This window comes from Halopseudomonas sp. T1L2 (assembly GCF_055397385.1).
The window spans coordinates 2,210,068-2,229,195 of the sequence record NZ_AP040865.1; the positions used below are offsets into that span (position 1 = coordinate 2,210,068).

A 19,128-nucleotide genomic window follows, 5' to 3' on the forward strand; every position below is an offset into this window, starting at 1 on the left:
GACGCTGGCCGTGTGTCCAGTGAGCCACGTTCTGGCACTGCCCAGCGACAGCAGCCAGCCGATTCGCATTCAGGCCAACAGCGCGACGCTGGACGACAAGCGCAATACCGCCGTATACACCGGCGATGTGGTCATTACCCAGGGCACCCTGCGCCTCACCGGTGCCCGCGTTACCCTGACCACCAATGCCAATGGTGAGCTCAATACCATGATCACCCAGGGCGGACCGGCCACCTATCAGCAAACGCCGGAAGCCAACAAACCGCCGGTGAAGGCGCGCGCCGAGACCATCGAGTACCACGCCGACCGCGAGACCATCGTGCTGATCAGGAATGCGTTTCTTGAACAGTCCGGCAATACCTTCCAGGGTGAGCATGTCAGCTACGACATTCAGCGTCAGGTCGTCGATGCCGGCAACAGCAGCAGCGGCGCCAACGGCGGCGGGGGCTCAGGGCGTATCGAAATCGTGATTCAGCCGCGCAGCCGCAATACCGAAGCGCCAAGCGAAGAGCCGGCAACGCCATGACCACATTACAGGCGCGCCATCTGGCCAAGGCCTACAAATCGCGCAAGGTCGTCCGTGATGTGTCCGTATCCATCGATAGCGGCCAGGTCGTCGGCCTGCTCGGCCCGAACGGCGCAGGCAAAACTACCTGTTTCTACATGATCGTTGGCCTGGTCAAGGCGGATGAAGGCCAGGTCACCGTCAACGGCAAGGACGTGACCCGCCTGCCGATGCACGGCCGGGCCCGCGAAGGCATCGGCTACCTGCCGCAGGAAGCCTCGATCTTTCGCAAGCTGACCGTCGCCGAAAATATCATGGCGATTCTGGAAACCCGCAAGGACCTGAACCGTCAGGCGCGCGAGGGGAAACTCGAATCGCTGCTGCGTGAATTCCATATCCACCACCTCAGCGACAGTCTTGGCATGAGCCTGTCCGGTGGTGAGCGCCGGCGCGCCGAGATTGCGCGCGCACTGGCAACCGACCCCAGCTTCATTCTGCTGGACGAGCCCTTTGCCGGGGTAGACCCGATTTCGGTCAACGACATCAAGCAGATCATCCAGCACCTCAAGGACAAGGGCATCGGCGTACTGATCACCGACCACAACGTTCGCGAGACGCTGGACATTTGCGACAAGGCCTATATCGTCAACGACGGCCACATCATCGCTGACGGCGACGCCGAGACCGTGCTGGCGGACCAGACAGTGAAAGATGTGTACCTGGGCCACGCCTTCCGGCTATAAAAGCACCCGCAACTCAGGCATGCTAGCGGGGAACGAGTCCGGACTTCGCCCGGCACATGGTTTGATCAAGCGCACAAGGTATTTCGCGACACAATGAAACCCTCGCTCGTCCTCAAGATGGGGCAGCAGCTGACGATGACACCGCAGCTGCAGCAAGCCATCAGACTGCTTCAGCTATCCAGCCTTGACCTCCAGCAGGAGGTGCAGGAGGCACTGGAAGCCAACCCGATGCTGGAAATGGCAGACGACGGCGATGACGACTACGGCAGCAGCGCCCAGGAAAGCGGCGACGATGACGCCCCCGCGGTAACCCTGCCCGAGCCGGTCTCCCTCGACTCCATCGAGCAGCACGGACAAAACGACCAGGAAGGCAACTGGAATGAACAGATTCCCAGTGAACTGCCGGTCGATACCCAATGGGAAGACGTCTACCAGACCTCTGCCAGTTCGCTGCCCAGCCAGGATGACGAGGACTGGGATTACACCTCGCGTACCGGCACCGGCGAGACCCTGCAGAGTCATCTGGAATGGCAGCTGAACCTGCTGCCGATGTCGGAAACCGATTATCAGATCGCCACAGCGCTGATCGACGGCATCAATGCCGACGGCTACCTTGAAGAGTCGCTGGATGACATTCTGGCCTCCCTGCCCGCAGAGCTCGAAGTCGAACTCGATGAAGTCGAAATGGTGCTGCATCGCATCCAGCAATTCGAGCCGGTAGGCGTTGGCGCGCGGGATCTGCGCGAATGCCTGCTGCTGCAGATTCGTCAGCTGCCCGAGAACACCCCGATGCTGGAACAGGCGACCCGCGTCGTGCGCGATCACCTGGAACTGCTCGGCAGCCGCGATTTCAGCCAGTTGATGCGCCGCAGCAAGCTCAAGGAAGACCAGCTGCGTGACGTGGTTGCGCTGATTCAGACGCTCAACCCCCGCCCGGGCTCGGAAATCGCCTCGGGCGAGCCGGAGTATGTGATACCGGATGTGATTGTGCGCCGCGACGCCAATCGCTGGCTGGTTGAACTGAACCAGGAAGCGGTACCCAAGGTTCGCGTCAACGGCCACTATGCCTCGATGGTGCGACGGGCCGACTCCAGTGACGACAACACCTACCTGCGCAACAACCTGCAGGAGGCGCGCTGGTTCATCAAGAGCCTGCAGAGTCGCAACGAGACCCTGATGAAGGTCGCCACCCAGATCGTCGAACACCAGCGTGGCTTTCTTGAGCACGGCGAAGAGGCGATGAAGCCACTGGTGCTGCATGACATCGCCGAAGCCGTCGGCATGCACGAGTCGACTATTTCGCGGGTTACGACCCAGAAATACATGCACACGCCGCGCGGCATCTTCGAGCTGAAGTACTTTTTCTCCAGCCACGTCGGCACCAGCGAAGGCGGGGAATTTTCCTCCACCGCTATCCGCGCGCTGATCAAAAAGCTGGTCGCAGCAGAAAACCCAAAGAAACCATTGAGCGACAGCAAGATCGCTGGTTTACTTGAAGAACAGGGCATTGAAGTAGCCCGACGGACCATCGCGAAATACCGCGAGTCGCTCAACATCGCGCCTTCGAGCGAACGCAAGAGACTGGTCTAGTACCTGCGAAAACAGGCTCGAATGAGCCGTTCAACGCAGCAGATCCAGTTCAGGGATCACGCAAGTGGCAATACCGGGTGACAGGTCGTCACCCAGCAACAACAAGCCAATCAGGAGATGCCGTATGCAACTGAACATTAGCGGTCACCAACTCGATATCACCGACGCACTGCGCGACTACGTCACCGAAAAAATGTCCCGCCTGGAGCGGCATTTCGACAAGATCACCAACGTCCAGGTCACCCTGGAAGTAGAGAAACTCCGGCAGAAGGCTGAAGCCACCCTGCACATTGCCGGTGGTGAAGTGGTTGCCCTGGCAGAACACTCCGATATGTACGCCGCCATTGACCTGCTGACCGACAAGCTGGATCGCCAATTGATCAAGCACAAGGAAAAGCACATCGACCGTCAGCAAGGCGCGAACGACCGATAACCGGACCTTCACTGCATCACCATGCAAATAGACCACATCCTGACCCCTGAACGTACCTTCGCCGGCGTTCAGGGCGGATCCAAAAAACGTGTGCTGGAGCTGATCGGTAAGCTGGTCGCCCAGCACACCAACCTGGATCCTGACGCCATCTACGAAAACCTGATCGCTCGTGAACGCCTGGGGTCAACCGGTTTTGGTAATGGCATTGCCATCCCTCACTGTCGTCTGGAAGACTGCCACCAGGCCATAGGCGCCCTGTTGCAGCTGGACGGCAAAATCGATTTCGACGCTCTCGATGGCCAACCTGTCGACCTGATCTTCGTGCTGCTGGTCCCGCAGGAAGCCACCGAGCAACACCTGCAGATTCTCAAAATGCTGGCTGGCAAGCTCGACAACGCCGAGCTGCGTGATGCACTGCGCGCAGCACCGGACGCGGATGCGCTTTATCGCGTCATGGTTGGCGACGGCGACGGAGGCTGACATGCGTTTGATTGTCGTCAGCGGCCGTTCCGGTTCGGGTAAAAGCACCGCGCTGCATCTGCTTGAAGACAACGGCTTCTACTGCATCGACAATCTCCCCGCAGGCCTGCTGCCCGAACTGGCCCGCCAGGCAAGACAGAATGATTTCAGCCTGCCGGAAGTCGCCATCAGCATCGACGCCCGCAACCTGCCCAACGACCTGGCACGCTTCCCCGAGCTGCTGCAGGACGTACGCAATGCAGGAGTCCAGTGTGACGTGCTGTTCCTGGCCTCGCGTAACGACGTACTGATCAAGCGCTTTTCGGAAACCCGCCGCAAACACCCGCTGACCGACGGCAACCTGTCACTTGGCGAGGCCCTGGACCGTGAAGCACTGCTGCTGCAACCGATCATCGACCTGGCCACGCTCAAGGTCGACACCAGCCACCTGAATCTCTACCAGTTGCGCGACCACCTGAAACAGCGACTGCTCGGCACCAAGGGCAGCCAGCCCTCGGTCCTGATCCAGTCATTCGGGTTCAAACGCGGCCTGCCGGTGGATGCCGACCTGGTATTCGACGTGCGTTGCCTGCCCAACCCTTACTGGCTGCCCGACCTGCGCGCCTTTTCCGGCCGTGATGCCCCGGTCAGTGATTACCTGGGCAAACAGCCGGAAGTGGAAGATATGTACCAGGACATCTGTCACTACCTGCAGAAATGGCTGCCCCGCTACGCCGCCAGCGAACGCAGTTACATGACCATCGCCATCGGCTGTACCGGCGGCCATCACCGCTCGGTCTACATTGCCGAGCGACTGGTGCGCGAACTGAGCGCCGACACACCCAACCTGCTGATACGCCACCGCGACCTGCCCTGATGCCAAGCTCCCGTGTTCTGATCATCAACAAACTCGGTCTGCACGCCCGTGCCGCCGCCAAGTTTGTGGGCATTGCCAACCAGTACGGCTGCAAGGTCACCATAGGCCATGACGAAACCGACCAGGTTGACGGCAAGAGCATCATGCAGGTCATGATGCTGGCCGCCGGCAAGGGCACAGAGGTTTGCGTCAGCTGCGAAGGCGAGCAGGCAGAAGAAGCCCTGCAGGCATTGCTGGAGCTGGTCAACGACTATTTTGGGGAAGGGGAGTAAGCCCAGCTGCAAGCTGCAAGCTGCAAGCTGCAAGCTGCAAGCTGCAAGCTGCAAGCTGCAAGCTGCAAGCTGCAAGCTGCAAGCTGCAAGCTGCAAGCTGCAAGCTGCAAGCTGCAACAGGGTGAATGCGGCGTCAGGGTAGTCAAGTGTTTTCTGCAAGCTTTCCGACCGTTCGACGCTTCAATCTAAACCCACGCAAGTCAAAACCGCGCGGGTTTCACTTGCAGCTTGAAGCTTACGGCTTGCAGCTGACGGTAGGGAGCGCTACGCGCCCCCTACCGTCATCCCATCCACCAGCCAGCTGCCGGTCAGGTAGTTACCACGACGTTCAACATCGCTGCCGACGCAACGCAGGTTGGCATACATATCCTTCAGATTGCCGGCGATGGTGATCTCGCTGACCGGGTACTGAATTTCACCATTTTCGACCCAGAAGCCGCCGGCACCGCGGGAATAGTCGCCGGTGACACCATTCACGCCCTGCCCCATCAGTTCGGTCACCAGCAGGCCGGTGCCCATTTCCTTGAGCAGTGCATCGAGATCGCCCGCGTTACTGGTGACCTGCAGGTTGTGCACACCGCCCGCGTTGGCGGTACTGGGCAACCCGAGCTTGCGGCCAGAGTAGGTGCTGAGCAACCAGCTGACCAGTTGGCCGTCCTCGATGAAGGCCTGTTCACGCGTTTGCAGACCATCGCCATCAAACGCCGCACTACCCATGCCCTGCTTGAGGTAGGGGGTTTCGCGCATGGTCATCCAGGCAGGGAAAATCGGTTGTCCCAACGCATCGAGCAAAAATGTGGATTGACGATAGACAGCTCCGCCGGAAATGGCACCGAACAAATGGCCAACCAGGCCCACCGCCTGATCGGCAGCAAACAGCACCGGCACCTTGGCGGTCTTGACCGTGCGGGGGTTGATGCGCGCCAGCGTACGCTCACCGGCTTTGCGCCCTACCGCCTGCTCGCTTGGCAATCGCCCCGGTACGCGATCGACGGCGTACCAGTAATCACGCTGCATGCCCTGTTCGGAAGAGACGATCATGACCGCCGCGCTGCTGTGGCGGCTACTCAGGGCGCTGCCAATGAAGCCATGGCTGTTGCCATACACCCGGCAGCCTTGCTGACTGCTGATCTGCGCACTGTCGGTTGTCAGCCGCGAATCAACCGCAAGGGCCGAGCGCTCCAGCTCCAGAGCCCGATCAATCGCCTGCTCGGCAGACAGCTCCCACGGGTGAAACAGATCGAGATCCGGCAATTGGGTAGCCATCAACTCGGCATCGGCCAAACCGGAACAGGGATCCTCGGATGCATGACGCGCAATCGCCAGTGCTGTCTCAACCGCCCGCCGGATGGCGTCGTCGGACGTATCGGAGGTACTGACCGAGCCCTTGCGCTGACCTGCGTACAGGGTAATGCCGAAGCCCTGGTCACGATTGAATTCGACCGTTTCGACTTCACCGCTGCGCACGCTCACCGACAGCCCGGTACTCTGGCTGACCGCGACCTCGCTTGCGGTTGCTCCCTGACGTCGCGCCTCGTCGACAATAAAGGCCACCCGCTGCTCCAGCGTCTGCTGCAGGCTTGCGGGATTCTCGGCTACGCTGATGGTATTCGCGCTCATGTCACCTCCGGTTCGAGCAGCCATTGTAGCGAGGTTGCGCAACCGGAAACCACCACGGATTGGCCGCAGCCGGCGGGAAACGGGTATCATTGCCCCCCGGCAAAAGCTGACGCGACCATCTCCAGACAGGATCACCATGACCGAGTTTCACGACGACGAATCCCTCGAGCCCGTTGATGAGGGCAAGAGCAAGACCCAGATCAAACGGGAGATGGACGCCCTGCAGGAAATGGGCAAGCGCCTGCTGGCACTTAAACCCGACCAGTTGGCCAAGCTGGAGCTGACCGACAAGTTGCGCCTGGCGCTCGCCGAGGCCAGTCGGCACACCGCACGCGGCGCGCTGAAACGCCATATGAGCTATGTTGGCAAGCTGATGCGCGATCAGGATATTGAGCAAATTCAGACCTATCTGGATCTGTTTGACAGCAGCAGCGCAGCCCACAACCAGCACTTCCACCAGATCGAACGCTGGCGCGACCGGCTGTTGACCGGCCGTTCGGACGAGCTGGAGCTGTTTATGCTGGCCTACCCCGCCGCAGATCGTCAGCACCTGCGCCAACTGGCTCGCCAGGCGGCCAAGGAAGCCGAGCAGAACAAGCCGCCGGCGGCGGCGCGCAAGCTGTTCAAGGCTATCCGTGTGCTGGCCGACGACGCCAAGGGGCTCTGATAAAGGCGCGGCACTGGATCACAGCCCGGGGCCTGACTGGCCGGTCATTTTGGCGCTGAGCGCAACCCACTGCTAGGTTTTAACTTTAACCTGCAGAGGATGACGCCACGTGAGCCTTGCTCTTGACCTGCCCAGACTCGAGTCCACCCTGCGCCTTCCGATTCAGGATGAGCGCCAACAACTTCTGCAGGGACTGCTGCAGCCAACCGCACGCATCGACTCAAAGTACTTCTACGATGAACGCGGCTGCGAGCTGTTCACCGACATCTGCCGCCTCGATGAGTATTACCCCACGCGCACCGAGGCGCTGATTTTCTCGGAAAACCGTGAGACGATCGCCGGCCACCTGCCAGACGACCCGCAATGGGTCGATCTCGGCTGCGGTGACTGCAGCAAGACGCAGCAATGGCTGAACGCCGTCGACCCGGCGCGCGTGGTCGGTGTCGACATCGCAGGAGAGTTTCTGCACAGCTCGATAGCCGACGTTGCCCGGCAGCACCCTCAGCTCGAATGCGTTGGCGTGGTCAGCGACTTCACCCAGCACCTCGAATTGCACGATTTGCTGGCTGAGCGCCCGGACAATCCTCCCGTGTTTTTCTACCCCGGCTCATCCATCGGCAATTTCGAACCCCGCGCCGCCATGCGTTTTCTCAGCCGCATACGCGCCCATTGCACCAGCCATGGACGCCTGCTGATTGGCGCCGACCTGCTCAAGCCCCGCGCCGTTCTGGAAGCGGCTTACGATGATGCCAGCGGCATTACAGCGGCGTTCAACCTGAATATCCTGAATGTCGTCAACCGGGAACTGGATGCCGACTTTCAGCCTGAACTGTTTGAACACCACGCCTGCTTTGACGACCAGCATCGCCGCATCGAAATGCGACTGGTCGCCCGGGAGCCGCACAGCGTGCGTCTTGCACTCCATACCCGCCGCAACTTTGAAGCCGGCGAGCACATAGTGACGGAGTATTCCCACAAATACAGTGTGGATGAGTTTCGCGCCCTGCTCGCTGCCAGCGGCCTGCATTGCAGCCATTACTGGACCGACCCCAAAGGCTGGTTCGGCGTGTTCCTGGCGGAGCCGGCATGAACCGGCCAGCGAGCCTGACGGCAGTCAGCGAATTGGCGCTCGATTACGCCCGGATCCGGGCGCATTCTCTGGAGCTGATCCAGGGGCTGAGTCCTGAAGACTGTCAGCTGCAGTCCATGACCGATGCAAGCCCGCTGAAATGGCATCTGGCCCATACCACCTGGTTCTTTGAAACCTTCATTCTCGCCGCCTTGCCCGAACCGCCCCCGGTCATTGATCAGGCCTACAAGGTACTGTTCAACTCCTACTACGTGGGCATTGGCGAGCGTCATCTGCGCGCCGAACGCGGCCTGTTGTCGCGGCCGACTCTGGAAGAGGTGCTCCATTACCGCCAGCAGATTGATGAGCAGATGCAGCATCTGCTGAGCAGCCCCAGCCAGCGTACCAAACTTGCCGCACTGGTAACCCTGGGCCTGCAACACGAACAGCAGCATCAGGAGCTGATGCTCACTGATCTGAAACACCATTTTTCCTGCAACCCGCTTATGCCTGCCTGGCGGACAAACGCGCCCGAGCAGTGCTCCGCTATCGCCACTGAGCCTTACCCCTATCGGGAGTTCACCGGCGGCCTGTGCGAGATCGGCGCGTCCGACGCCAGCTTCAGCTATGACAACGAAGGCCCGTACCACCGCGTCTGGCTGGAACCCTTCCTGCTGGGCGAGCGTAATGTCAGCAACGCCGATTACATGGCCTTTATCGCAGACAGCGGGTACCAGCGTCCGGAGCTATGGCTGTCCGATGGCTGGGACTGGGTCAACCAGCGACAGGCACGGGCCCCCTTGTACTGGCTGCAGACAGCGGACGAGCCGTGGCAAGCCTTCACCCTGGCCGGCCGGCAAGCGCTCAACCTTGAGGCGCCGGTCTGCCATATCAACCTGTATGAAGCCGATGCCTACGCACGCTGGGCGGGCGCACGGCTGCCGACAGAGGCTGAATGGGAGCACGCGGCGCATACCGCACCAGATCTTGCGGGCTTGTTTGGCCAGGTCTGGCAATGGACCAACAGTGCCTACCTGCCCTACCCCGGTTACCAGCCGGCGGCAGGTGCCGTTGGTGAGTACAACGGCAAATTCATGATCAACCAGATGGTCCTGCGCGGCAGTTCCTGTGCCACCCCGGCGGGCCACAGCAGACCCTCCTACCGCAACTTCTTCCCGCCCGCGGCGCAGTGGCAATTCAGCGGACTGCGCCTGGCGCGCAATCCCTGATCATCGGACATTAAAAAAGGCCGCCCCGTTACCGGGGCGGCCTTGATACTGGCAACAACGTCAGGCTAGATCAGTAGCCCAGTGCGAAGTTGTCGGCATCCATTTCCATCAGGTTATCCGCACCGGACAGGATCGCCTCAACGTGAGTGCGAACGCGCGGCAGGATGCGCTGATAGTAGAAACGGGCGGTCTGCAGCTTGGCCTTGTAGAAGCCCTCTTCTGCGGTACCGGCGGCCAGTTTCTCGGCAGCAACACGTGCCATGTCGGCCCAGAAGTAGGCCAGGCAGGCGTAGCCGCTGTACATCAGATAGTCCACGGACGCGGCACCGACCATTTCGCGGTCTTTCATCGCGGCCATGCCGATCTTCATGGTCAGCTCGCCCCACTCCTTGTTCAGCGCAGCCAGCGGCGCGACAAACTCGGCGATGGCTTCGTTGCCCTCGTTGTTCTGGCAGAACTTGTGGACGATCTTGGTGAAGCCTTTCAGCGCCTCGCCCTGGGTCATCAGAACCTTGCGACCCAGCAGGTCGAGGGCCTGAATACCGGTGGTACCTTCGTACAGCATGGAGATACGGGCGTCGCGCACGTTCTGCTCCATGCCCCACTCGGCGATAAAGCCGTGGCCACCGTAGATCTGCACACCGTGGTTGGCCGCTTCAAAACCGACCTCGGTCATGAACGCCTTGGCAATCGGCGTCAGGAACGCCAGCATGGCATCGGCCTGCTTCTTCTGCTCGGCATCCTGGCTGTTCTTCAGGATATCGACCTGCTTGGCAGTGAAGTAAACCATCGCGCGGTTACCTTCGGTAAACGCCTTCATGGTCAGCAGCATGCGACGCACGTCCGGGTGAACGATAATCGGATCAGCCGGCTTTTCCGGTGCCTTGTTGCCGGTCAGCGAACGCATCTGCAGACGCTCACGGGCGTACTGGATGCCGCCCTGGAAGGCGATTTCGCTGTGTGCCAGACCCTGCAGTGCAGTACCCAGACGCGCGGTGTTCATAAAGGTGAACATGGCGTTGAGGCCCTTATTCGGCTCGCCGATCAGGTAACCGGTAGCACCGTCGAAGTTCATCACGCAGGTAGCGTTGCCGTGGATGCCCATCTTGTGCTCAAGCGAGCCACAGCTGACGGTGTTGCGCTCACCCTTCTCGCCATCGGCGTTCACCAGGAACTTCGGCACGATGAACAGGGAGATACCCTTGGTGCCGGCCGGTGCGTCAGGCAGGCGGGCCAGCACGATGTGGATGATGTTCTCCGACATGTCATGCTCGCCGGAAGAGATAAAGATCTTGGTGCCAGACACCTTGTAGGTGCCGTCAGCCTGCGGCTCGGCCTTGGTACGCAGCATACCCAGGTCGGTACCGCAATGCGGCTCGGTCAGGCACATGGTGCCGGTCCACTCGCCGGAAACCAGCTTGGGCAGATAGGTGTGCTTCTGCTCGTCGGTACCGTGAGTTTCCAGGGTGTTCATGCAGCCGTGCGACAGGCCGGGGTACATGCCCCAGGACCAGTTGGCCTGGCCAACCATTTCGCTGATGGTCAAACCCAGCGACTCGGGCAGACCCTGACCGCCATGCTCAGCGCTGTGCGCCAGACTCGGCCAGCCACCCTCAACGTACTGCTGGTAGGCTTCCTTGAAGCCAGTGGGCGTGGTCACACCCTCGGGGCTCCAGGTACAGCCTTCGATGTCACCAACACGGTTCAGCGGCGCAATAACCTGCTCACAGAATTTGGCGCCCTCTTCCAGAATGGCGTTGACCATATCCGGCGTAGCATCTTCGCAGCCGGGCAGGCTCTGATAGTGCTCTTCATAACCCAGGAGTTCATCGCGGACGAAACGAATGTCACGCAGGGGAGCCTTGTAATCGGGCATGGTACTGGACCTCAAGTATTGATCAGTATGCACGGGCAGCCGAGGCTGCAGTTTTGAGCTGCCTGGCAGCTCGAATTCAAACAGACGTTTGAAACATACGTTTACGCCAAACCAATGTCAACCCCCGCATGAATGCACCGGTATCAGTCTGCGTGAGTATGAACAGAAAAAGGGTGGCCTGACTGACAGGGCCGAATCAGGCGAGGGCGCGCAGACCTGCATTGGCCGGATCGGCAGCAACACCCCGATAGACAGACAGCCCCGCGCCTGCGCGGTCGTCTTCCACCGTTGAGTCACCGCTGGCCTGCGTACTCGCCGAGTCGGCCGACTCCGCTGCTCCGGCACTGCTACCGGCCACCGGATCGGATGCTGCTATCTCGGCACGAGCCTGCGCTATCAGCTGTGCAGCCTGGGCCGCCACGGCACGATCCTGAGATGAAGGCTCGGCCGGCGCCAGCGCGGCTCTGCGCACCTGTTCCATCTTGTCGATGGTGGCCTGCGGGTCGCCCGGTACCGGAGCGGTATCAATGGACACCTCCCCACCGACCGCATACAGGCGGCCGTCCGGGCCCCGTTCATAGCTCAGCGACATGGAGCCGGCGTACTGACCGCCAACCGCCATGTGCGCCTGCTCATGGGCGCGCACCTCGCGATCACGGGCGGCCAGCTCTCTGATTTCGTTCTGTTCGGCTTGCAGCAACTGCGCTTCGGCCTTGGCGAGCTGGGACCGCTTGCTGCGCTCGGCCTCGGCCAGTTCGGTATCGCCGGATGCGTCAGGGGAAGCGGTGCCCACTGCCGCCTCGCTGGTTGGCTCTACCGGCGCAAAACGGGTGTTGGGGTCGTCAGCAGGGACCTTGTCGCTGACCGCGATGGAACGTGCGGTCAGCGTGGTGAACGCGGAGGGAATATAGGTGCTTTGACTGCTGCCGACAGGGGTCATGGGGGCGCACCACGCTGTTGAGCCTGGTCAGGCTCAGGCAGTGACATCCAGCAAGGTGCCGAGCACTTCGTCGGCGGTGTCGATCACAGACGCCCCGACCTCAGCCTGCTGGCGGCCCTGCTGCAGTTCCACCAGACTGTCGACGAGATTGACCGGACGCGCGGTTTCTACCGGCGTAGATGCCGCGGCCTGGCCCGTAGCCGGCTGCGCGGGCTGCGCAGTCGCAGCCACCGGATCAACCGGAAGGGCCGCACGGGCAATATCGGACGCCGCACCGCTGATGCGGTTCTGGCCCTGACGCACACTGGTCAGGCCAGCGGAAATCAAGTCAAGGGTAGCCATGGCATGGTCTCTGGGTAAATTGACACCTACATTCAAGCATAGACGCCCCCCCGCGCCCAGCACCGCTGGTCGTATCAGACCAGCGGAGACACATCCAGATACACAGACACGGCGGTCGCGTCGGCCGAATCCAGGCGCGGCACGACGCCCAGGCATGGTGCCTTGATCAACTGCTTGAGCGTCGCCAGGTTTTCCTCGGGACGGCTCATCTGCGGATCAACATGGTTGGCAACCCAGCCAGCCAGCTCCAGCCCATCTGCAGCAATGGCACGACAGCTCAGCAGCGCATGGTTGATGCAGCCCAGGCGCATACCTACCACCAGCACCACCGGCAGTTTGTGCGCAATGGCGACATCCGACAGCAGTTCGCTCTCATTGAGAGGAACACACCAGCCGCCGGCCCCTTCCACCAGGGTCAGCGCGGCACCTCGCTCGAATACCGCGTCACAAGCCTGTGCCAACCCTTTCGCGGTCAGTGTCACCTGCTCCTCCTGCGCGGCAATATGCGGTGCGATAGCCGCTTCCAACGTCACAGGATTGATCAATTCGTAGGCCAGCGGCGGGTTGCACTGGGCCTGCAGCGCGAGCGCGTCTTCGTTACGCAGCCCGTCAGGCGTGCGCTCGCAGCCTGCAGCCACCGGCTTGACTCCGGCGGTGGTCAGGCCTCGCTGACGCGCTGCACACAGCAGACCGGCGGCGACCGTGGTCTTGCCAATTTCAGTATCAGTACCGGTAACGAAGTAACGTTTGCTCATGGGGGTTCCCTCAGGCCTGCTGGCCTTTATGCAGAATGATCTGGGCGACCTGATAGGTCGCGGGCAAACCCGCCGGCTGGCGGAAGGTTTCATAGGCGGCGGTCAGTGCCCGCAATCTGGCTCTGCCGGTCAGACCTCCGGGACGGCCGGCATTCAGATTGTGGGCGCCGAGCGCCTTGAGTTCATGGGTAAGCCCGCTGAGCTGCGGGTAGTGCAGGACATGGGTTTCGACCTCGCAGCGCCAACTGGCAAAGCCCGCATCAGCCAGTGTCTGCTGCAACTGCGCCAGCGGCATGAAGCGATTGACGTGCACGTAGCCATCGACTGCTTGCCAGGCGTCGCGCAGCTCCTGCAGCGTGCCTTCAACTAACGTGTTGAAAGCGATAAGACCACCCGGCTCCAGCACCCGCAGGGCCTCCTTCAGCGCCTGCGAGAGATCCGGGCACCATTGCAACGCCAGGCTGGAAAACAGCAACTGCCGGGAGTCTGCACGTAACGGCAACGCCTCCGCATCGGCAACGATCCAGCTCGAGGATACCGGCCCCTGGGCGCGGGCATAGCGGAGCATGCCCTCGGCGATGTCCAGCCCCAGCACCGGCTGCCCGAAGCGGGCGCTCAGTGCACGGGTAAAGTATCCGGTTCCGCAGCCCAGATCGGCCAGACGCTCGACCTCCAGGCTCTCGGGCAAGCGCGCCAGCAGATTGCTGCCGACGCTGCGCTGCAGCTCGGCGACCTGATCGTAGGTTGTCGCCGCCCGGCTGAACGAGGCGGCAACGGCCTGCTTGTCGATCACCTCGGTGGTCATTGCGCTTCCAGCCACTCGGCGATTTCACCCGCCAGCCAGAGTGGCGCTTCCAGCGGCAGGGCATGACTGCCCTGCGGCAGCATCCTCACCCGGGCATTGCCATTGAGCGCCAGCAGGTCCGATTCCACGGCCGCAGGCACCAGCGCGTCGTTACCACCGAGGCAGTGCAGTACCGGTTGCGCACAACGCTGCAGAGGAATGCGGTTATCGATCACGCCGAGCAGCGCCAGCTGGTTGAGACGTTGCAGCGGATCGGCATCGCTCCACTGCAACTGCTTACTCAGTTCCCGGGCGTTCTCACCACCTTGCGTTACCAACAGGGAAAAGCGCTTGAGAATACGCTCGGGTTGCTCGCGGGCATCAGCCAGGAAAGCCTTGAAGGTATCGACCGGCATCGCATGAGGCCAGCCGTCGCGCGCCGAAAAGCAGGCATTGCTGGCGATGGTGATGACGCCACAGAAGCGCTCCGGGAAGCGGCGCTGCAGCTGCACTGCCAGCATGCCGCCCAGCGACCAGCCGGCCAGCCAGCCAGCAGGCAAGGCCTCGGCCAGCGCCGTCAGGTCCGGCTCGAGGGTCGACATCTGCAGCCGCGGCGGCAACTCCGCCAGCTGCACAGCCAGGTCGGGCAGCCGCTCGTGCAACGCCTGCTGCAACGGCAGCAGGTTGCTGGCGGCCAGCGCCCAGCCGGGCAGTAAGGTAAGGTTATTCATCGTTGAGTTCCTTGTGCGCCTGCCCGAGCGCATCGAGCAAGCGGTCAACCTGTTGTTCGGTATGCGCGGCGCTGAGGGTAACACGCAGTCTGGCGGTACCCTGCGGTACGGTCGGCGGGCGAATGGCAGTCACAAGCAGGCCGCGCGCGCGCAGTGCAGCCGACAGCGCCAGCGCCCGCTCGCTGGTGCCCACCACTATCGGCTGAATCGGCGTCGGGCTATCCATCAGCTCAAGCCCGAGCGAGGTGACTCCAGCCCGAAAACGGCTGATAAGCGCCGCCAGTTGGTCACGGCGCCAGTGCTCTTCGCGCACCAGTTGCAGGCTGGTCAATGTGGCATGGGCAACGGCGGGTGGCTGGCTGGTGGTATAGATGTAGGGACGGGCAAACTGGATCAGGGTTTCGACCAGTTCTTCGCTGCCGGCAACAAAGGCGCCGGCAGTGCCAAACGCCTTGCCGAGGGTGCCGACCAGCACCGGAACCTGGTCGATCGACAAGCCGAAATGTTCAACAATGCCGCCACCCTGAGCGCCGAGACAGCCAAAGCCGTGAGCATCATCCACCATCATCCAGGCATCGACGTCCGCTGCGGCAGCACACAGCGCGGGCAAGTCGGCCAGGTCACCGTCCATGCTGAACACGCCATCGGTCACCACCAGCGTATTGCCCTGAGCCTTGCTCAACCGGCCACGCAGGCTGTCTGCATCGTTATGCAGATAACGCGAGAAACGCGCACCACTAAGCAGCCCGGCATCCAGCAAAGAGGCGTGATTGAGCCGATCTTCCAGCACCGTATCGCCCTGCCCCACCAGCGCCGTAACCGTACCCATATTGGCCATATAGCCGCTGGACAACAGCAAGGCCCGTGGCCGGCCGGTAAACTCGGCCAACGCCTCTTCCAGCGCATGATGGGCGCCCGAGTGACCGGTCACCAGGTGCGACGCACCACCACCTGTGCCCCACTGCCGCACACCCTCGACGAACGCCTCGTTGATGCGCGGATCATTGGCAAGACCGAGGTAGTCATTGCTGCAGAAACTGAGCAACCGCTCACCGTCGACCTGCACCTCCACGCCCTGCGGCGTCTGCAGCAGCGGGCGTTGACGGTACAGATGCGCAGCGCGGCGCTCGGTGAGGCGTGCAGAAAGATCGAAAGACATAAAAAAGCTCCAAGCGGCAAGCAGCAAGCTTCAAGCCACATCAGCGCTCGCTTGAGGCTTGCAGCTTATGGCTTGAGGCTGCCGTCGTCAGACGGCCGAATAAAACAGCTTGCTGTCCCGCTGTTCGATCAGCGCCTGCTCAATCGCCGCCTGATGCACCTCGTCCGCGTGCTCCTGGCGCTCTTCCGGCTTGATGCCGAGGCGGGCGAACAGCTGCATGTCCTTATCCGCCTGCGGGTTGCCGGTGGTCAGGAGCTTCTCTCCATAAAAGATGGAATTGGCGCCGGCGAAGAAGGCCAGCGACTGCATCTGCTCGTTCATCTGCTCGCGGCCGGCAGACAAGCGCACGTGAGATTTGGGCATCATGATGCGGGCAACGGCCAGCATGCGGATGAAGTCGAAGGGGTCAACATCCTTCTCGTCCGCCAGCGGGGTACCCTGCACCTTGACCAGCATATTGATCGGCACGCTCTCCGGGTGCTCCGGCAGGTTGGCCAGCTGAATCAGCAGACCGGCGCGATCCTGAAGCGACTCGCCCATGCCGAGAATCCCGCCAGAGCAGATTTTCATACCCGCGTCACGCACATGCGACAGGGTTTCCAGCCGATCGGCGTAGGTCCGGGTGGTGATGATGTTGCCGTAGAACTCGGGCGAGGTGTCGAGGTTGTGGTTGTAGTAATCCAGCCCGGCTTCGGCCAACGCCTGGGTTTGCTCCTTGCTCAGCTTGCCCAGGGTCATGCAGGTTTCCATGCCCAGCGCCTTGACGCCCTCGACCATCTTCAGCACATAGGGCATGTCCTTGGCAGACGGATGTTTCCAGGCCGCGCCCATGCAGAAGCGGGTGGAGCCAATGGCCTTGGCATCGGCCGCCGCCTTGAGCACCTTCTCGACCTCCATGAGCTTTTCCTTGTCCAGACCGGTGTTGTAATGACCGGACTGCGGACAGTACTTGCAGTCTTCCGGGCACGCACCGGTCTTGATCGACAGCAGCGTGGAGACCTGCACCCGGTTCGGGTCGAAGTGCATGCGATGCACCGTCTGTGCTTGAAACAGCAGATCATTGAACGGCTGATTGAATAGCTCCAGCACTTCTGCCAGAGTCCAGTCGTGGCGGGTCACGGATGCAGTCATGGGGTCTTGTCCCTTCGAATTGGCAGGGGAACCGGGCGGGTTCCAAGTCTGCCGAGCATCATAACGACGGCACGGAGGCTGTCAACCTTTGAAAAAACAACAGGTTTACATCTGGATAAAAAACAATCTATTCGCACAATGCATACTCTGCCTTGGCAGCAACCCGCATCCGGACACGCAACTGTGCGGAGGCTGCGAGGCTGACTTGCCCTGGCAACAGGCCTGCTGCCAACGCTGTGCCCTGCCCTTGCCGCACCCGGCGCAGCAATGCGGGCGCTGCCTGAATGCACCCCCGCCATTCAGTCACGCGCTGGCACCGCTGATCTACCGCTTCCCGGTTGACAGCCTGATTCCCGCGTTCAAGTACCATGGCCAGACCAGCATTGGCCGCCTGCTCGGGCAGCTACTTGCCGAAGCGGCGGCGGATTGGCTGCAGCAAGACATTGCCCCCTGCCCCGACCTGCTGCTGCCAGTGCCCATGCACCGCAAGCGGCAGGCTCAGCGTGGCTACAATCAGGCCTGCGAGCTGGCGCGCGATATTGCCAGACGCACCCAACTCCGTTGTCGACCCGAACTGCTGGAACGCACCCGCTCAACCCTGCCGCAGCAGGGCCTGGATGCCAAAGCACGACGCCAGAACCTGCGCGGTGCGTTCAGCTGCCCAAGGCCTGAACACCTGCAGGGAAAGCACCTGGCGCTGATCGATGACGTCATGACCACCGGCGTGACGCTGAGTGAGGCCAGCCAAACCCTGCTCAAGGCCGGCGCCGCATCGGTTCAGGTCTGGTGCGTCGCCCGTACCCCCTGAAACCCGTCTGTAACGAGCGATTCCACGGTCAACACCTGTTACCCTGTGCGGTCACAATCACGTGTTTGCTCCGAGTCGACCACCATGTCCAGCCATCCCTTTTCTACCCTCACCCCTGACACCGTGCTGGACGCGGTCGAATCGCTTGGCTATCTCTCTGATGCGCGCATCCTGACCCTGAACAGTTACGAAAACAGGGTATTTCAGGTCGGCATAGAAGGCGCCGCACCGCTGATCGCCAAGTTCTATCGACCGGACCGCTGGAGCGATGAGGCGATTCTCGAGGAGCATACCTTCAGCCTTGAACTGGCTGAACGCGAGATCCCGGTGATTGCCCCGGAGCAGATCGACGGCCGCACGCTGTTCGAGCATGCAGGGTTTCGCTTCAGCCTGTTCCGCCGGTTTGGTGGCCACGCCCCCGAGTTCGACGATCCCGACCATCTGCTGATGCTCGGTCGCCTGATCGGCCGCCTGCATGCGGTCGGTTCGATGCGCCCCTTCGAGCACCGGCCGACCCTCGACTGGCAAAGCTTCGGCGGGGACAGTCTGGATTACCTGCGCAGCGCCAATGTGGTGCCTGCAAGCCTGCAACCCGCCTACTTCTCGGTCGCCGAAGACCTGCTGCAGGTGGTAAAACAACAACTCCAGGCGCATCCGGCCAAGCAGATTCGCCTGCATGGCGATCTGCACGTCGGCAACCTGCTGTGGCGCGACGACAGCCTGTATATGGTCGATCTGGATGACTGCCGCATGGGTCCGGCGATGCAGGATCTGTGGATGGTGCTGTCGGGTGAGCGCGATCAGCGTCAGGCGCAACTATCCGAGCTGATTGAAGGCTACAACGAATTCCACGATTTCAATCCGTCCGAACTGGCCCTGATTGAGCCACTGCGCAGCCTGCGGCTGGTGCACTACAGTGCCTGGCTGGCACGCCGCTGGGAAGACCCGGCCTTTCCCAGGCACTTCCCCTGGTTCGCCCAGGAACGTTACTGGGCCGACCAGATCCTGACCCTGCGCGAGCAGCGCGCCGCGTTGGACGAGCCTGCGCTTCGTCTGTTCTGATTTGCGGATATAAAAGCCATCAATGGCCATTCCCTGGCCGGAAGTGACTCAATACACTGCCCCGCGATTCCTATAG

Annotated in this window: 21 protein-coding genes; 12 read left to right on the forward strand and 9 right to left on the reverse strand. The window is 61.6% G+C overall.

Features of this window, described 5'->3' with window-relative positions; genetic code table 11:
• The first annotated feature begins 19 nt into the window (after nucleotides 1–19).
• The 7 genes from lptA to ACZ5WQ_RS10400 all read left to right on the forward strand — a co-directional run bounded on the left by lptA (nucleotide 20) and on the right by ACZ5WQ_RS10400 (nucleotide 4,879).
• On the forward strand, nucleotides 20–526 hold the full coding sequence (gene lptA, locus ACZ5WQ_RS10370; RefSeq protein WP_228247575.1) for a lipopolysaccharide transport periplasmic protein LptA: 507 nt from the start codon (nucleotides 20–22) through the stop codon (nucleotides 524–526).
• Nucleotides 523–1,248 (forward strand): LPS export ABC transporter ATP-binding protein, encoded by a 726-nt coding sequence (gene lptB, locus ACZ5WQ_RS10375; RefSeq protein WP_464382281.1) that lies wholly within the window; start codon nucleotides 523–525, stop codon nucleotides 1,246–1,248. The genes lptA and lptB overlap by 4 nt, the downstream gene beginning before the upstream one ends.
• Nucleotides 1,249–1,341: 93 nt before the next feature.
• Nucleotides 1,342–2,838: an RNA polymerase factor sigma-54 gene (locus tag ACZ5WQ_RS10380; protein WP_228247576.1), complete on the forward strand. Its 1,497-nt coding sequence runs from the start codon at nucleotides 1,342–1,344 to the stop codon at nucleotides 2,836–2,838.
• A 124-nt stretch (nucleotides 2,839–2,962) separates the two neighbouring features.
• On the forward strand, nucleotides 2,963–3,271 hold the full coding sequence (hpf, locus tag ACZ5WQ_RS10385) for a ribosome hibernation-promoting factor, HPF/YfiA family (protein WP_088273238.1): 309 nt from the start codon (nucleotides 2,963–2,965) through the stop codon (nucleotides 3,269–3,271).
• Between the two features lie 21 nt (nucleotides 3,272–3,292).
• Complete coding sequence (ptsN, locus tag ACZ5WQ_RS10390) at nucleotides 3,293–3,751, forward strand: PTS IIA-like nitrogen regulatory protein PtsN (RefSeq protein WP_088273237.1); 459 nt, start codon at nucleotides 3,293–3,295, stop codon at nucleotides 3,749–3,751.
• A gap of 1 nt (nucleotide 3,752) precedes the next feature.
• Nucleotides 3,753–4,607: an RNase adapter RapZ gene (gene rapZ, locus ACZ5WQ_RS10395; RefSeq protein WP_088273236.1), complete on the forward strand. Its 855-nt coding sequence runs from the start codon at nucleotides 3,753–3,755 to the stop codon at nucleotides 4,605–4,607.
• Nucleotides 4,607–4,879 (forward strand): HPr family phosphocarrier protein, encoded by a 273-nt coding sequence (locus ACZ5WQ_RS10400; RefSeq protein WP_269688646.1) that lies wholly within the window; start codon nucleotides 4,607–4,609, stop codon nucleotides 4,877–4,879. Before rapZ ends, ACZ5WQ_RS10400 begins: the two co-directional genes overlap by 1 nt.
• A gap of 264 nt (nucleotides 4,880–5,143) precedes the next feature.
• Here the strand turns inward: ACZ5WQ_RS10400 and pmbA are convergent, their stop codons facing one another.
• Nucleotides 5,144–6,499: a metalloprotease PmbA gene (pmbA, locus tag ACZ5WQ_RS10405; RefSeq protein WP_228246691.1), complete on the reverse strand. Its 1,356-nt coding sequence runs from the start codon at nucleotides 6,497–6,499 to the stop codon at nucleotides 5,144–5,146.
• A gap of 136 nt (nucleotides 6,500–6,635) precedes the next feature.
• Between pmbA and yjgA the strand changes: the two genes are divergently transcribed.
• The 3 genes from yjgA (at nucleotide 6,636) to egtB (ending at nucleotide 9,464) form a co-directional block, all read left to right on the forward strand.
• Nucleotides 6,636–7,166 (forward strand): ribosome biogenesis factor YjgA, encoded by a 531-nt coding sequence (gene yjgA / locus ACZ5WQ_RS10410; protein ID WP_464382282.1) that lies wholly within the window; start codon nucleotides 6,636–6,638, stop codon nucleotides 7,164–7,166.
• A 109-nt stretch (nucleotides 7,167–7,275) separates the two neighbouring features.
• Entirely contained in the window at nucleotides 7,276–8,256 is a 981-nt protein-coding gene (egtD, locus tag ACZ5WQ_RS10415; RefSeq protein ID WP_464382283.1) for an L-histidine N(alpha)-methyltransferase, read from the forward strand.
• Nucleotides 8,253–9,464: an ergothioneine biosynthesis protein EgtB gene (gene egtB / locus ACZ5WQ_RS10420; protein ID WP_464382284.1), complete on the forward strand. Its 1,212-nt coding sequence runs from the start codon at nucleotides 8,253–8,255 to the stop codon at nucleotides 9,462–9,464. The genes egtD and egtB overlap by 4 nt, the downstream gene beginning before the upstream one ends.
• Before the next feature lie 70 nt (nucleotides 9,465–9,534).
• Here egtB and ACZ5WQ_RS10425 read toward each other — a convergent pair whose 3' ends face one another.
• From ACZ5WQ_RS10425 to bioB, 8 genes are all read right to left on the reverse strand, one after another.
• Nucleotides 9,535–11,340, reverse strand: coding sequence for a phenylacyl-CoA dehydrogenase (locus ACZ5WQ_RS10425; RefSeq protein ID WP_228246687.1), 1,806 nt, complete (start codon nucleotides 11,338–11,340; stop codon nucleotides 9,535–9,537).
• A gap of 196 nt (nucleotides 11,341–11,536) precedes the next feature.
• Entirely contained in the window at nucleotides 11,537–12,280 is a 744-nt protein-coding gene (locus ACZ5WQ_RS10430) for a putative metalloprotease CJM1_0395 family protein (RefSeq protein ID WP_228246686.1), read from the reverse strand.
• 33 nt (nucleotides 12,281–12,313) lie between these two features.
• The gene (locus ACZ5WQ_RS10435; RefSeq protein WP_228246685.1) at nucleotides 12,314–12,622 is read right to left on the reverse strand and encodes a pyrroloquinoline quinone biosynthesis protein PqqE; all 309 of its coding nucleotides are present in this window, start codon (nucleotides 12,620–12,622) and stop codon (nucleotides 12,314–12,316) included.
• A gap of 74 nt (nucleotides 12,623–12,696) precedes the next feature.
• Entirely contained in the window at nucleotides 12,697–13,377 is a 681-nt protein-coding gene (gene bioD, locus ACZ5WQ_RS10440; protein ID WP_228246684.1) for a dethiobiotin synthase, read from the reverse strand.
• Between the two features lie 10 nt (nucleotides 13,378–13,387).
• Nucleotides 13,388–14,182, reverse strand: coding sequence for a malonyl-ACP O-methyltransferase BioC (gene bioC, locus ACZ5WQ_RS10445; protein WP_228246683.1), 795 nt, complete (start codon nucleotides 14,180–14,182; stop codon nucleotides 13,388–13,390).
• The gene (locus ACZ5WQ_RS10450) at nucleotides 14,179–14,892 is read right to left on the reverse strand and encodes an alpha/beta fold hydrolase (protein ID WP_464382285.1); all 714 of its coding nucleotides are present in this window, start codon (nucleotides 14,890–14,892) and stop codon (nucleotides 14,179–14,181) included. The genes bioC and ACZ5WQ_RS10450 overlap by 4 nt, the downstream gene beginning before the upstream one ends.
• Nucleotides 14,885–16,051 carry an 8-amino-7-oxononanoate synthase gene (gene bioF / locus ACZ5WQ_RS10455; RefSeq protein ID WP_228246681.1) on the reverse strand — a complete coding sequence of 389 codons (1,167 nt, stop codon included), beginning with the start codon at nucleotides 16,049–16,051 and terminating at the stop codon, nucleotides 14,885–14,887. Before bioF ends, ACZ5WQ_RS10450 begins: the two co-directional genes overlap by 8 nt.
• 87 nt (nucleotides 16,052–16,138) lie before the next feature.
• On the reverse strand, nucleotides 16,139–17,182 hold the full coding sequence (gene bioB, locus ACZ5WQ_RS10460) for a biotin synthase BioB (protein WP_228246680.1): 1,044 nt from the start codon (nucleotides 17,180–17,182) through the stop codon (nucleotides 16,139–16,141).
• Between the two features lie 205 nt (nucleotides 17,183–17,387).
• Here bioB and ACZ5WQ_RS10465 point away from each other — a divergent pair, with 205 nt between their 5' ends.
• Both ACZ5WQ_RS10465 and ACZ5WQ_RS10470 read left to right on the forward strand, forming a co-directional pair.
• Nucleotides 17,388–17,990: a ComF family protein gene (locus ACZ5WQ_RS10465; RefSeq protein ID WP_228246679.1), complete on the forward strand. Its 603-nt coding sequence runs from the start codon at nucleotides 17,388–17,390 to the stop codon at nucleotides 17,988–17,990.
• Between the two features lie 84 nt (nucleotides 17,991–18,074).
• Entirely contained in the window at nucleotides 18,075–19,052 is a 978-nt protein-coding gene (locus ACZ5WQ_RS10470) for a serine/threonine protein kinase (RefSeq protein ID WP_464382286.1), read from the forward strand.
• Nucleotides 19,053–19,128: the final 76 nt, after the last annotated feature.